Below are 13,488 nucleotides of genomic sequence, written 5' to 3'. Positions count from 1 at the left end.
CTGGAGTTTTTATGTTTTCATCCACAAAAAAAAGTAATCCTGATGCGATTAGCACGATTCTCGGTGAAGGAACTGAAATTACAGGTGATATGAGTTTTAAAGATACCATGCGCGTTGATGGTCAGTTTGATGGCAATTTAAGTGGTGATCATCTCATTGTTAGCGCAACGGGAAAAATTCTCGGTGATGTCGTTGCTATTAGTTGTGTTTGTTACGGTCAGATTATTGGTAACCTTACCGTTGAAAAATTACAGGTTAAAGCAACGGGTCGAATTGATGGAACTCTGAGTACTGATGACCTTGAAGTGGAGTCAGGATCAATTCTTAGTGGTGAGATTAGCCCGAAGAAAAAAGAGCTTCGTCTTGTTCATGAGGAACCGGAAGATAAGGCTTTGTTGACCAGTTAATTTTTGATTTTATAACTACAAAGAAGCCAGACTAAGTATTTTAGTCTGGCTTCTTTGTTTTTACGAGTACCTGTATCAGCGAGTCAACCGACGACAAACAGCCCAAATCATTGAATAAGGTAGTAGCGAACTTATTGATCTGTGGCAGCTAGGGCGTTATCTGCAGCAACCATTAATTGGTACATTACTGGTGAAGCTGTCAACAGTGGGTGAGTGGCATACTGCATCACAGATAAGTCGTGTGCTGTTTGCTTGGCCTGAATCGCAACCGAAATTGCATTGGCAAGTTCGGCAGACGAATCACCACCACATACATGACCACCAACAATTTGTTGATTGTCTTTACGGAATAACAGTTTCACTTTCATGTCGGCAATCGCATTAGGTAATGAACCGGGGTGCATATTGGAGGCAACGGCCTCACCAACAATCACGTCGACATTTTCCTGTTTTGCGGCTTGCGTTGTTAGTCCTGCTGCGGCAATGCTGCGGTTGCCAACTTTGGTTGCAAAAGCACCAAGAGCGCCGAGAGTCTTGCGTGGTTTCGGGCTATAAAGATTACCAGCGGCAATAGTACCCTCGGTGGCAGCAATAGAAGCCAGTCGTATTCCACTGGGTTGACCCGATAAAAAGGAAAACTTGCTCGCGCAATCGCCCGCAGAATAGATGTCGGGATCATTGGTTCTTAGGTAGGCATCAACTGCTACGCCGTTTCGTGGGTCGGCTGTAAGACCCGCATCGACAGCAAGGTCAATGTTTGGCGCTGCACCAATGCCAATTACAACGACATCAGCATTTATCATCTCACCGGTAGCTAGTTCTATCCCTGTAACCTGTGTATCGCCATGAATCGCTTTCACCTGACTGTTGGTCATCACCTTAATGCCTAGTTCGCGCAACTCATTTTCAGCAACATCACAGTACTCTTCTTCACATGCCAGCATCAGGCATCGAGGCATCATCTCGATTAATCGGATGTTTTTAACCGTAGTATGTCCAGCCATCTTAGCAATCTGTTCCGCCATTTCTACACCGATAAAACCGCCACCAATGACGACGATATTCGTTGCTGGATCGAGAGCTTTATAAATGTTTTGCAAATAAGTAGGATCTTTTTGAATGCAAAAAACATTCTTGAGCGTTGCTCCTGGAATAGGGGGAACAAAAGGTTTTGATCCCGTGCTCAAAATCATTTTTTCGTAACTTAGGGTTTCACCATCGTCAAAGGTAATTGTCTTCGCTTTACGATCAATCTTGTTGACATGTTTTTTGATAATGTTTACGCCCGCTTGTTCCATCATGGTGTCGGGTACAATGTTTTTTGTCACAGTTTTAAGTGTGCCGTAAACATAGGGGATGCCACATGGAACAACCGTTTGGCTGACATTACGAATCATGGTGATTTTTTTATGTGGGTGACGGCGTAATAGTGCTGCAACGGAGGACAAGCCTGCTGCTGAACCACCAATAATGACAATATCTGTACTGTTCATTGTTCAATTACTCCTTAAATATGATGAGTCATAACACTCTGCACAAGCAGATGAAAATAAATACTCTAACAACTGGTTAGCCCTTTTTTCTGACAGTCTGGGCATAGGGCGAAAATTCGTAAACTGTGTGCTTCTAGTTTGTAACCGTGTTCGGCTGTAACGCTTTGACATGTTTTACACACCTCTTGCTTGTCAAAGTCAGTCACTTTGCCACAACCTGTGCAAATTAAGTGATCGTAGGCGCGTAATTTTGAGCACACACTGTAACGAGGACTGCGTGCCTCAGAAAGGGAGAGACTGATGTTGCGGATTAATCCCGCTTCCATCAGAAGTTGTAACGTCCGATAAATGGTAGCCTTTGAGGTTTTAAGTCCTCGGTTTTTCAACCGGAAGAGTAAACTGTCGACATCAAAGTGATTATCGAATTTTAAAATTTCATGATAAAGTTCCTGTCGTTCTCGCGTCATTTTAAGGCCGCGCTTTGACAAAAAGTTTTTAAATTCATCCGAATTCATAGGCTAGACCTTGTGTGCTTAAGGAGAATGAGTCTCAATTGCAGCGACATTAATACTCCCGTGGTGCCGTACTGTCAATAGAAATTTTCTCCAATATTGTAATCGTTTAACCGCTGATCCAATATCAGGTTTGATTGCTTCCCTTTATTAATTGAAAATTTGCTGTTACTTGTACTAGTATTTGGTCAATATTATCAAACTATTGAACCCAAACAAGGAGTAATGAAATGATTCGTAGATTTGTAGGGCTATGTTGCTTTATCTTGATTGCTGGCACATTGCAAGGTTGCGTAATGACTAGCGTGCCGTTTCAGGTGCAACAAGTAAATTCTGGTGAAGCTCTCGTTTATCTGTACCGTCCAGAAAGCTTTATTAGTCGTGGAACCCATTTTAGCGCAATTATTAACGATGATAAAATAGTCAGTCCATTGATTAACAACAGTCACATTCCACTTCATGTGAAGCCTGGTACTCTTAAGGTCGTCTTACAAAAGAACTCATTTCCAAAGTCTACCTACGATACTGTCGTGTACGATAATATTGTTGCTGGAAAGACCTATTACCTTAAAGCAAAGCCTGCAATGTTAGGTGCCTATACTCTTGTTAAAATGGACCCTACCGTTGGGCATAATGAGGTGAGTTTGACATCGTTTTATTTGCCTCAATAAAATTCGTTAGTGTAAATGTTACATGAATATATAAAGCGAGCCTTTTCTTAAAGGCTCGCTTTTTTATGGTTAGTTTTAAGGATATGATGGCAGGGGTATTTACTATTGCACATAGATCTGAATGGATCGCCAAAATATTGCCTTTTGCCTTTCCTTACTAACTATGTTAATCAATTTGAATGGTTATTGAGATTCTTAACATAGTTTTCCCTGTTTTTATCGTTATCGCGTTAGGTTGGGGTGTGCGTCGCATCAACCTTGTTGATGATACCTTTTTGCAACAAACTAACGCTCTCGTTTATTATGTCTGCTTACCACTGCTTTTGTTTTATAAAATTTCCACTGCCGACTTTAGTGCTAATTTTAATTTTGAACTGGTAGCTGGTGCAACTCTGGCAATCATTCTCAGTTGTATTATCAGCTATGGTTATGGCGTGTCTCGCAATTATTCACCGAAAAGGTTGGGTGCGTTTTCGCAGGGATCGTTTCGCGGCAATCTCGCCTATATTGGGTTAGCGATTGTGTTTAATGCCTACGGTGATGATGGTCTTATTCGCGCCAGTGTGTTGATGGGTTTTTTGGTGCCGGTACTTAATTTTTTAGCTGTGCTTGCACTATTGGGACCGCAGCAAGGGAATCGTGAGGAGAGCCGTATTAAGCGGCTGTTTCCGATGGCGGGAAAAGTGTTGGCGAATCCGCTTATTATTGCTTCATTTGCTGGGTTGGTGTGGAGTTACCTTCAATTGCCGGTGCCGGTGGTGTTGGAGCGCAGCCTGAAGATTACCACGGGCATGAGTTTGCCGCTGGCGTTGTTTGCCTTAGGCGGTGGGTTTTCACTGGCTCGTTTGCGTGGTGATCTTGTTATGGCAGCTATGGCCACGGGGATTAAATTATTGTGGATGCCTTTGCTCGCTGCGGTGTTATTGAGCTTGTTTGGCGTGACAGGGGTTGATCTTAGGGTTGGGGTTTTGATGTCAGCCTCTCCGGCGGCAACAGCCACCTATATTATGGCCCAACAGATGTCTAGCGATGCTGAACTCGCTGGTTCTATTGTGGTGATGTCGACGGCGCTTTCGATTGTCAGTTATATCCTTATCCTTTCGTTATTTCATTATTTATAGTGTTTTCGCGTGGCTGTTGTTCGTTCTCTAAAGTTGTTATTTAGTTGTGCTGTGTTATTTTTATTAGATGTTGTTTGTTTTCAACCAAACCGTCACAAATAAAAGGGGAACACTATGCAGAAAAAAATGATACTTGGATTTTTATTCGTATTTGTGTTGATGGGCTGTACTCTGCTGACCGCTTCCGATGAGATGCCTGAGCCCGATGGCGATTCGCTTTGGGGTTATATTACTCAAGTTTCACCGTATCAAGGGTGGGGATTTTGGAATGATCACCAAGGGATGCAAGACGGTCGCGCTCCTCATGGTCCGCAACATAAGGTGTTTGTTAATCAGATTGGCCTGTTGTCGGTGAATGCACCCGCACAGTATGGCACGATTGAGGTCAAAGAAAATTACGGTAACGACAATGTCCTCAAGGCTATTACGGTCATGTACAAAGTGCGTGGATATAATCCTGCCGATGGTGATTGGTTCTGGGCTAAATATAGTCCTACAGGCACCACACTTAAGCAAGGGAAGCTCGATGGTTGCATTGGTTGCCATGGTACACGCGCAGCGAACGACTTTATTTTGGTGCATGAGCTGTAGCATGTGTTGAGCACAATAGCTTTTTAGCTGGAAATTCATAAGGTAAAATGTTTTATTGCCCAAGTAGAATCGCCCGATGGTTGACATCGTCGCGTGAATACATGGGTATTTTTTTGCCGTATCACAGGTTGTGACTCGCATAGTATTGATGGCGTTGCGAAAAGTCCGCCCACCTGCGTTGCAGCGTTTGTTCAAGACTTTGACATACAACATGTATGCCTTCACCCTTGAACAATCACTGCGCCTTGGGGTGCGAAATTTTTGCTTAGCCATCTTATTTGTTTTTGCGAGACCATCAGTATTGAAAGGTTTACGTATGACTGAGTTAGACAGAGCATTTGAACTGTATGTTGAGGATGAGAAAAATCAGGCTGCTTATTATGATTTGGTTTTGAATTCCGATTTTTATATCCCTGTTCAAGCTGAAGAGGGTGAGAAGGGCGAACAAGAGATTACCAATCATGAGAGCATTGTGCCGTTGGTGTTAAGTTCGGATGACGAAGATTATTTGATGTTGTTTGAAAATAAAGAGCGATTGCTATCTTGGGCCGATGAGTCGGTGAGTTATGTGATTGTCGCCGGTGACGCCATTGCGCAAATGACACCGCCGAAATTGAACTGGGCGCTCAACGTTGGCACGGAGTTTCAAAAAGAGTTTGTCCCTGATGAGATTGCTTGGTTGCAAGAGATCATCAAAAAAGTGGCTGAATTGACTCCTGAAGGTAGTGATGAAGAGATCGGTGAGGATGCAGACTTGTGTTCTGGTGGACTTGGTGAATCATAATCGTTTGTTGACGGATTTTTATACCGTTGGTTGAAAATAAAAAGGGACAGACCGCAAGGTCTGTCCCTTTTTTATTTTATGTTCAAATTAGTATTTAATTTGATTTACTTTTTTCGGTCTTCTTGCGGTCATTGGCATTAAGAACTTTCTTTCTTAGACGAATTGACTCAGGAGTAACCTCAACTAACTCATCAGCAGAAATATATTCAAGAGCTTGCTCAAGAGTTAAAATGTGAGGTGGTGTCAGGCGAATCGCTTCGTCAGTACCTGATGAACGGACGTTGGAGAGCTTTTTACCCTTACGCACGTTAACCATCATATCGCTCTCTTTAGCGTTCTGACCGATAATCATCCCCTCGTACACTTTAGTACCAGGATTAACAAACAGCATGCCACGATCTTGCAAGTTGAACAGTGAATAGGCTACAGTTTCACCAGCATCAATGGAGATCAGTACGCCATTCTTACGGCCCTCGATCTCACCTTTGTATGGTCCATACTCAAGGAAACTATGTGACAGCACGCCCGTACCACGGGTATCTGTCATAAATTCAGTACGGAAACCAATAAGGCCACGTGCTGGAATATTAAACTCAAGGCGGTTGGTGCCCTCCATTGGCTTCATGGAGATCATCTCTGCTTTACGCTGACCAAGCTTCTCGATAACTGTTCCTTGAAACTCCTCGGGTACGTCGATACATAAGTACTCGAATGGCTCCATTTTTTGGCCGTTTTCCTCTTTGAGGATAACTTCTGGCTTTGATACCGCAAGCTCGAAGCCTTCACGACGCATGGTTTCAATCAAAATTGAGAGGTGAAGCTCACCACGACCAGAAACTTTAAAAGTATCGGTGTTGTCAGTTTCTTCAACTCGTAGAGAAACGTTGGTACGTAATTCTTTTTGCAAACGCTCATAGATATTACGTGAGGTAACCAACTTACCCTCAGTGCCTGCAAAGGGTGAACTGTTGACGATAAAGTTCATCGCCAGAGTTGGCTCATCAATATTTACATAAGGAAGTGGCTGTGGGTCTACCGTCGAGGTGAGTGACTCACTGATTTTAATCTCTTCAAAACCGGCGATGGTGACAATGTCCCCAGCAAACGCTTCATCAATTGTGATTTGTTGCATCCCTTGATAGGCGATTAGTTTGGAGATTCGACCACGGGTGATGTTGCCGTCTTTATCAATACGAGCAATGGTGTCGCCAGATTTAACGCTGCCGTTAAAAATTTTACCTGTAGCGATACGACCAATGTAGTTGTTGTAGTCAATACTGGTAACCAAGAATTGAAATGGTGCGTTGACGTCAACCTTAGGGGACGGAACCTTGGCTTTAATCACGTCAAACAGTACCTTGAGGTCCATGTTGTCATCGGTTGCCTCATAGCGAGCGTAACCGTTTTTTGCACTGGCATAGACAATTGGGAAATCCATTTGATCTTCTGTCGCTTCAAGCTCACAGAAAAGATCAAAAACCATGTCAACCACTTCTTCAGGGCGGGAGCCAGGACGGTCAATCTTATTAATAACGACGATTGGCTTAAGGCCAAGGTCAAGAGATTTTTTAAGCACGAAACGGGTTTGAGGCATAGGGCCGTCAAACGCATCAACAAGAAGCAGAACGGAATCAACCATCTTCAAAACACGCTCAACTTCACCGCCAAAGTCAGCGTGACCAGGTGTGTCAACGATGTTGATTTTAACATCATCATATTCGATAGAGAGGTTTTTCGATAGTATGGTGATACCGCGCTCTTTTTCCAGATCGTTGCTGTCCATGATCCGTTCGGTAATGACCTGATTGGAGCGAAATACTCCCGACTGTTGTAGCATAACGTCAACAAGGGTCGTTTTTCCGTGGTCAACGTGGGCAATGATAGCAATGTTTCTGATCTGGTCGCTCATTTCGGGTAAATCTCCTTAAAACATATGTAAGTAGGCAAAACCGCGCAAGAATACACTAACCGTGTAGGCTTTGCTATTAAAAAATAGCCGGCAGCGAAGGATTGTTGTTGCTGTTGGATTTATTACGTTAAAACAGCGAGGAATCGAATAGTTAGCGATTGTTGGTTTAGCGCTAGCTTTAGTTGTGAATCTAAGCGTTTAACAGATGAAGACCTTTGCCTTGGCTGAAGTGTGAACTTTACCGTCCACTTCGATGGTCGAGTTAACGAGAAAGTAACGTTTGTTTGTTTCAACAATTTTGGCGCTTAATACTAGTGGTGTATTTACCATGACTGGCTTTCTGTAGCGTACAGAAAGTTCGGCAGTGACCACGTTGCAGGTGATGCTACGGCACGCATAGATGCTCACTTCATCGAGTAGAGTGGCTAAAACACCACCGTGAGCAATGTTCTTCCATCCCTGGAATTGTTGCGGAATGGTGTAATGACAGGTTGCTCTTTGGTTTTCTTTATCAACTTCGAATATGGCGTGCAGGCCGTGAGTGTTTTTATCACCACAAACAAAGCACCCTTTATCGTCTTCAACTTGCATGATTTTGAACTCCTGTATAGTTAATAGAATATAGACAGAGTCACGGCTGCATTGTAAAGTGCCGTATCGTTGTTAACTTACACTTGTTGTTTGAAAATAAAAGGATTTATGCGAATTTTATTCATATTGATATTACTGTTGTTTGTTGGGGGGTGTGCGGCACCTCAGCAGCAGACGTATAAAACAACTGCTTATTGTAATTGTTCATCGTGCTGTTCATGGTCACGTGATTTTCCCGATTTTTGGAATCGTCACTTTGTTGCCGGACCAAATAGGGGCGATGTTTATACTGGTCGCACCGCTTTGGGCACCGAACCTCGCCAACCTTACTCAGGGTTGTTGTCAGGCAATACCTTAACGCATCCGTGGACGTTACCGCATCGATTGTTGTTGCCGTGGATGTGGTTTGCGCATGATGGCACCATCGCTGCGGATTGGAATCACATTGGCCCGCATACCCGAATTTTTATTACTGGTTATGGTTGGGGAAGGGTTGAAGATAAGGGGTCGGCGATCAAGGGAAAGAATCGTTTAGATCTCTATTTTGATTCCCATCAAGAAGCGTTACGCTGGGGACGGAAAAATGTTATCGGTCATCAACAATAGTTAGCAGTCTATCTCTCGCTACGGCCCGTCAAGCCCGACAGCCTGCTAGGTGTTTTTATCTTTGATAGGAGTTTAACGGTTCTATGCTCGATTGGTCACAGTTTACCGCTCAAGATGAGAGTATTGTTTGGCAGGCTCGACCTGCTCCGCGCTGTTTCACCTTTCGTCGCTGGCAACATGCTTTATTTGGTGTGTTGGTCACGGCAATGAGCGTTTGGTGGCTGGTTACTGGTTGGGGACTGGTTGGGCAGGGTGAGCATACATTGTGGGCCGTAGTGCCGATTCCGTTTTTATTGATCGGCGTATATTTAAGTATTGGTCAGTTGCTCATGGCGCGGTTGGAGTGGGAGCGAGTATTTTATGCCCTGACTGAGCGTCAACTTCTTGTTCAATGTGGTCTACTTCGCACGCGAATAATCGCTTTTGATTTAAATACGTTGAGTTATCAATGTCTGTATCCTCTTGGTGAGCAGTTGGGGTCATTTTATCTTGAAGCGGGAACTCGGCGCATCACCTTGAGCTGTATCGAATATCCTCATGAACTGTATCGGCGATTAGAGCCGTTGATTACTGACAATAACGCCAACAGTTCAGAGTGAAATTTTTAACGTAAAGCCCGTGGATTACCGTTGATTTTTTTCGATGTATCTGGTTATATCGGACAATTTTACTGGTCACGATTCGTGTTGAAATTTAACCTGTTTAACCCTGATGGTACCCCTATCCATGACAAAATTATTTTACCTCGAAACTTTTGGCTGCCAAATGAATGTGGTGGACTCGGAGTGGATTGCTAGCTTACTCGACGAGAGTGGTTACGTTCCAGTTGATGATCCGAAATTGGCAGATCTGATTATTCTCAATACCTGCTCAGTGCGAGACAAGGCAGAACGAAAAGTTTACGGCCACTTAGGGCGTTATAAACCGTTGAAAGAGAAAAAGAAAAGCTTGATTATTGCTGTTGCTGGTTGCGTGGCTCAGCAAGAGGGGCAGCAGCTCCTTGACCGCTTACCGTTTGTTAATATTGTGATGGGAACTCACAATGTGTGCAAATTGCCTGAGTTGGTGGCTCAAGTTGAGGAAACAAAAGGGCGAGGTCAATTTTGTGCAACGACCCATTATGAAGGGGTGGAACGGCTCGGCCAATTTCCGCAACGCGGTAAAGAGAGTTCTGTTGCACGCTTTGTTACCGTGATGCAGGGCTGTGATAACTTTTGCTCCTATTGTGTTGTTCCGTATGTACGTGGACGTGAGGTGAGCCGAACCAGTGCCGATATTGTTAATGAAGTGCGCACATTGGTGGATCAAGGGGTTCGCGAAGTCACCTTGTTAGGCCAAAATGTCAATTCGTATGGTCAAAAAGGCAGTGGCGATGTCAGTTTCCCTGAGTTGCTTGAGCGCGTGCATGAAATTAACGGGTTGTCGCGGCTGCGTTTTACTTCGTCCCATCCTAAAGACCTTTCCGATGATTTGATCCAATGTTTTTCATCGTTAGATAAATTATGCAAGCAGATGCATCTGGCTGTACAAAGTGGTTCCAATCATATTTTAAAGCAGATGAATCGTGGTTATAGTCGTGAACAATATTTAGATCGGGTGCAAAGTCTTAAGCAGCACTGTCCTGAAATTCGCATCACAACTGATTTGATTGTCGGCTTTCCCGGTGAAACAGAAGACGACTTTATGCAAACCATCGACTTGATGGAGCAGGTTCGTTTTGCTGATGCCTATTCGTTCATCTACTCTTCACGTCCACAAACGGCAGCGCGTAATTTTGCTGACCCGGTAAGTGACGAAGAGAAAAGCCGCTGGTTTAAACTTCTCCTAACCACTCAAGAGCGTATTGGCAATGAAGTGTGGTTAGCAGATCAAGATCAATTGCAGCAGGTTTTGGTCGAAGGTGTCAGTCGCCGTGGCGAGGGGCAGCTTAACGGCCGCAACCAGTGGAGTCGTATTGTTAATTTTAACGGCAGTGCCGATCTGGTTGGTCAAATAGTGACGGTACGGGTTGATCAAGTATTACGCAACTCGCATAGAGCGACGTTGGTTTAATTCGAGCCGTTTCAGGGCAAGATGGTGGCGCACGCCTACTTAATAGATATTTATCAGGGAGATTCAATCGATGGAACAACAGTATTACGACATGCTCAAAGAACTCTCTCAAGCGCCAAGTCCATCAGGATTTGAACAACCCGTGCAGCGCATTATCCGCCGAGAACTTGCCGATGTTGCAACCGAGGTTAAAACCGATGTCATGGGCAATGTGATTGCCCGCCTTGATGGGTGTGGTGAACGCCGACCACGGGTGATGCTCGCTGGCCACTGCGATGAGATCGGCTTTATGGTCAAGTACATTGATGATAAAGGCTTTATCTATTTTGCCCCCATCGGTGGTGTCGATCCCCACCTTGTTCCTGGTCAGCGGGTCAACATCCACGCAGATTCTGGGACCATTCTCGGTGTGGTGGGTAAAAAACCGATCCATCTTATGGAAGCAAAAGATCGCGAAAAGGTTGTGCCCTTTAAAGACCAGTATATTGATATTGGTTGTGCTGATCGCGACGAAGTGTTGTCGCTGTTAAACATTGGTGATCCCATCACCTTTGTGCCGAGCCTTGAACGGCTTCAGGGTGATCTGGTTACCTCACGCGCCTTTGATGATAAAATGGGCGCGTTTGTCATTACCCGAGTTCTGCAACAGGTGAGTCAACGTGGTAATGCACCCGTTGACCTCTACAGTGTGACAACAGTGCAAGAGGAAGTTGGCTTGCGTGGTGCTTCGGCAAGTGTTTACGGTGTGAATCCCGATGTTGGCATTGCTGTCGACGTTGGATTTTCGAGTGACTTCCCCGGTGTGAATCAGAAAGAGGTTGGCGACTTAGGAGTGGGCAGGGGGCCGATCATTGCTCGTGGAGCTAACATCAACCCTGTTTTGTTTAATCTGCTTTGTGAAACGGCTAACGAGCTTGATATCCCTTATCAAGTAGTCGGTATGCCACGGGCCACTGGAACCGATGCCAATGTGATGCAACTGAGCCGTGGTGGTGTGGCTGCAGCACTGGTGAGTGTTCCACTGCGCTATATGCACTCGCCCGTTGAGGTGTTGTCGTTGGCTGACTTAGAATACACCATCGCGTTGTTGAGTGCGGTGATCTACAAAATTGACAACTGCGAGATGTTTATTCCTTCGTAAATAGCCCCTGAATTTTAGTGATGCTGCCTTGACGGTAGCGGCGTTGAGGGATAGTATGTTCAGTTAAATAAAATTTGCGTAATAACTCATATATTAACACTGTAAATTCTCTGCAAAGGAGACCAAAATGTTGGATCCCGAATTACGAGAAGGACTCACCTTTGATGATGTTCTTCTTGTCCCTGCTCATTCGCTGGTGCTGCCCAAAGAGGTAGATCTTTCAACTAATTTAACCGCATCAATCATGCTGAATATTCCATTGATGTCGGCAGCGATGGATACCGTAACTGATGCGCGCACCGCTATTTGTATGGCACGTGAAGGTGGGATCGGTGTTGTCCATAAGAATATGTCGCCGCAAGAGCAGGCACTTGAAGTCGATCAGGTTAAAAAATCGGAAAGCGGCATGATTGTCGATCCGATTACAATGGAGCCAGAACAAAAGATCTATGAGGCTCTTGAGGTGATGAAAAAATATCGTATTTCAGGTGTTCCAGTGACTAAAAATGGTCGTCTGGTAGGGATTCTTACCAATCGTGACCTGCGTTTCGAAACAAAGCTTGATCAGCCTATCGAAAATGTGATGACCAAAGAAAATTTGGTGACCGTTCCTCCGGGAACCACTTTGGAGGAAGCTAAATTTCATCTCCATAAACATCGGATCGAAAAGTTGTTGGTGGTTGATGATGATTATGTCCTGCAAGGATTGATCACCATTAAAGATATCGAAAAGGTACGTAAGTATCCTTCAGCTTGTAAGGATGAGTTTGGTCGTTTACGTGCTGCTGCTGCGGTTGGTGTTGGTGGTGATAGTGAATCACGGATTGAACTACTGGTTCGTGCTGGTGTCGATGCGGTTGTTGTTGATACCGCTCATGGCCATTCGCAAGGTGTCATTGATGCTCTTACCGAGACCAAGCGCAACTATCCTGACTTACAGATTATTGCTGGTAATATTGCCACAGCAGGAGCTGCCGAAGCGTTGATCAAAGCGGGTGTAGATGCTGTTAAAGTAGGTATTGGCCCCGGTTCAATCTGCACCACACGTATTGTTGCTGGTGTTGGTGTTCCGCAAATTACTGCTATTGCTGATGTGGCTCGTGTGACCCAACGGGCGGGTATCCCTCTCATTGCCGATGGTGGTATCAAGTATTCTGGTGAGTTGCCAAAGGCGATTACTGCCGGTGCTGACGTCATCATGATCGGTTCCTTGTTTGCTGGAACTGAAGAATCTCCCGGTGAAACGATCCTGTATCAAGGCCGTACTTATAAGTCTTACCGTGGTATGGGCAGTTTAGGCGCGATGAAAAAAGGGAGTAAAGATCGCTACTTCCAAGGTGACGTTGATAACGATATTAAGCTGGTTCCTGAGGGGATTGAGGGGCGTGTTCCTTTCCGTGGCACATTGTCTGAAAATATTCATCAACTTCTCGGTGGTTTACGTGCTGGCATGGGTTATACCGGCTGTCACAACCTCAAAGAGTTGCAACAGAAAGCACAGTTTATTCGTATTACCAATGCGGGTTTACGTGAATCGCATGTTCACGATGTGAATATCACTCACGAAGCACCAAACTATCGCATTGAGCGGCCTTCCTAGGCGGCTTTAA

Annotated in this window: 14 protein-coding genes; 10 read left to right on the top strand and 4 right to left on the bottom strand. The window is 44.7% G+C overall.

The features are described 5' to 3' along the window. Positions 1-11 precede the first annotated feature (11 nt). Positions 12-407: a bactofilin family protein gene (locus ACZ5KY_RS13930; protein ID WP_464244498.1), complete on the top strand. Its 396-nt coding sequence runs from the start codon at positions 12-14 to the stop codon at positions 405-407. A 131-nt stretch (positions 408-538) separates the two neighbouring features. Here the strand turns inward: ACZ5KY_RS13930 and ACZ5KY_RS13925 are convergent, their stop codons facing one another. Together ACZ5KY_RS13925 and ACZ5KY_RS13920 are read right to left on the bottom strand one after the other, a co-directional pair. Beyond that, positions 539-1,900 carry an FAD-dependent oxidoreductase gene (locus tag ACZ5KY_RS13925; RefSeq protein ID WP_464244497.1) on the bottom strand — a complete coding sequence of 454 codons (1,362 nt, stop codon included), beginning with the start codon at positions 1,898-1,900 and terminating at the stop codon, positions 539-541. A 65-nt stretch (positions 1,901-1,965) separates the two neighbouring features. Then, positions 1,966-2,415, bottom strand: a complete 450-nt coding sequence (locus ACZ5KY_RS13920; protein WP_464244496.1) for a Fur family transcriptional regulator — start codon at positions 2,413-2,415, stop codon at positions 1,966-1,968. A gap of 227 nt (positions 2,416-2,642) precedes the next feature. Between ACZ5KY_RS13920 and ACZ5KY_RS13915 the strand changes: the two genes are divergently transcribed. From ACZ5KY_RS13915 to ACZ5KY_RS13900, 4 genes are all read left to right on the top strand, one after another. Next, positions 2,643-3,083: a hypothetical protein gene (locus ACZ5KY_RS13915; RefSeq protein ID WP_464244495.1), complete on the top strand. Its 441-nt coding sequence runs from the start codon at positions 2,643-2,645 to the stop codon at positions 3,081-3,083. Positions 3,084-3,262: 179 nt separating this feature from the next. Beyond that, positions 3,263-4,204, top strand: coding sequence for an AEC family transporter (locus tag ACZ5KY_RS13910; protein ID WP_464244494.1), 942 nt, complete (start codon positions 3,263-3,265; stop codon positions 4,202-4,204). 114 nt (positions 4,205-4,318) lie between these two features. Then, positions 4,319-4,795, top strand: a complete 477-nt coding sequence (locus ACZ5KY_RS13905; protein WP_464244493.1) for a cytochrome P460 family protein — start codon at positions 4,319-4,321, stop codon at positions 4,793-4,795. A 148-nt stretch (positions 4,796-4,943) separates the two neighbouring features. Further along, on the top strand, positions 4,944-5,579 hold the full coding sequence (locus ACZ5KY_RS13900) for an SseB family protein (protein ID WP_464244492.1): 636 nt from the start codon (positions 4,944-4,946) through the stop codon (positions 5,577-5,579). Between the two features lie 94 nt (positions 5,580-5,673). Here ACZ5KY_RS13900 and typA read toward each other — a convergent pair whose 3' ends face one another. Next, complete coding sequence (typA, locus tag ACZ5KY_RS13895) at positions 5,674-7,488, bottom strand: translational GTPase TypA (protein ID WP_464244491.1); 1,815 nt, start codon at positions 7,486-7,488, stop codon at positions 5,674-5,676. 198 nt (positions 7,489-7,686) lie between these two features. Further along, on the bottom strand, positions 7,687-8,079 hold the full coding sequence (locus ACZ5KY_RS13890; protein WP_464244490.1) for a PaaI family thioesterase: 393 nt from the start codon (positions 8,077-8,079) through the stop codon (positions 7,687-7,689). A gap of 108 nt (positions 8,080-8,187) precedes the next feature. Between ACZ5KY_RS13890 and ACZ5KY_RS13885 the strand changes: the two genes are divergently transcribed. The 5 genes from ACZ5KY_RS13885 (at position 8,188) to guaB (ending at position 13,478) form a co-directional block, all read left to right on the top strand. Further along, the gene (locus ACZ5KY_RS13885) at positions 8,188-8,685 is read left to right on the top strand and encodes a 3D domain-containing protein (RefSeq protein ID WP_464244489.1); all 498 of its coding nucleotides are present in this window, start codon (positions 8,188-8,190) and stop codon (positions 8,683-8,685) included. Between the two features lie 83 nt (positions 8,686-8,768). Then, a complete protein-coding gene (locus ACZ5KY_RS13880) occupies positions 8,769-9,284 on the top strand; it encodes a hypothetical protein (RefSeq protein WP_464244488.1) in 516 nt (171 codons plus the stop codon). Positions 9,285-9,411: 127 nt separating this feature from the next. Then, positions 9,412-10,737 carry a tRNA (N6-isopentenyl adenosine(37)-C2)-methylthiotransferase MiaB gene (miaB, locus tag ACZ5KY_RS13875; RefSeq protein ID WP_464244487.1) on the top strand — a complete coding sequence of 442 codons (1,326 nt, stop codon included), beginning with the start codon at positions 9,412-9,414 and terminating at the stop codon, positions 10,735-10,737. Between the two features lie 70 nt (positions 10,738-10,807). Then, complete coding sequence (locus tag ACZ5KY_RS13870; RefSeq protein WP_464244486.1) at positions 10,808-11,878, top strand: M42 family metallopeptidase; 1,071 nt, start codon at positions 10,808-10,810, stop codon at positions 11,876-11,878. Positions 11,879-12,005: 127 nt separating this feature from the next. Next, a complete protein-coding gene (guaB, locus tag ACZ5KY_RS13865) occupies positions 12,006-13,478 on the top strand; it encodes an IMP dehydrogenase (protein WP_464244485.1) in 1,473 nt (490 codons plus the stop codon). Positions 13,479-13,488: the final 10 nt, after the last annotated feature.

This window comes from Desulfuromonas svalbardensis, from assembly GCF_055389415.1.
The sequence above is the reverse complement of the archived record's forward strand: the minus strand, read 5'-3'. Positions and strand labels throughout refer to the sequence as shown.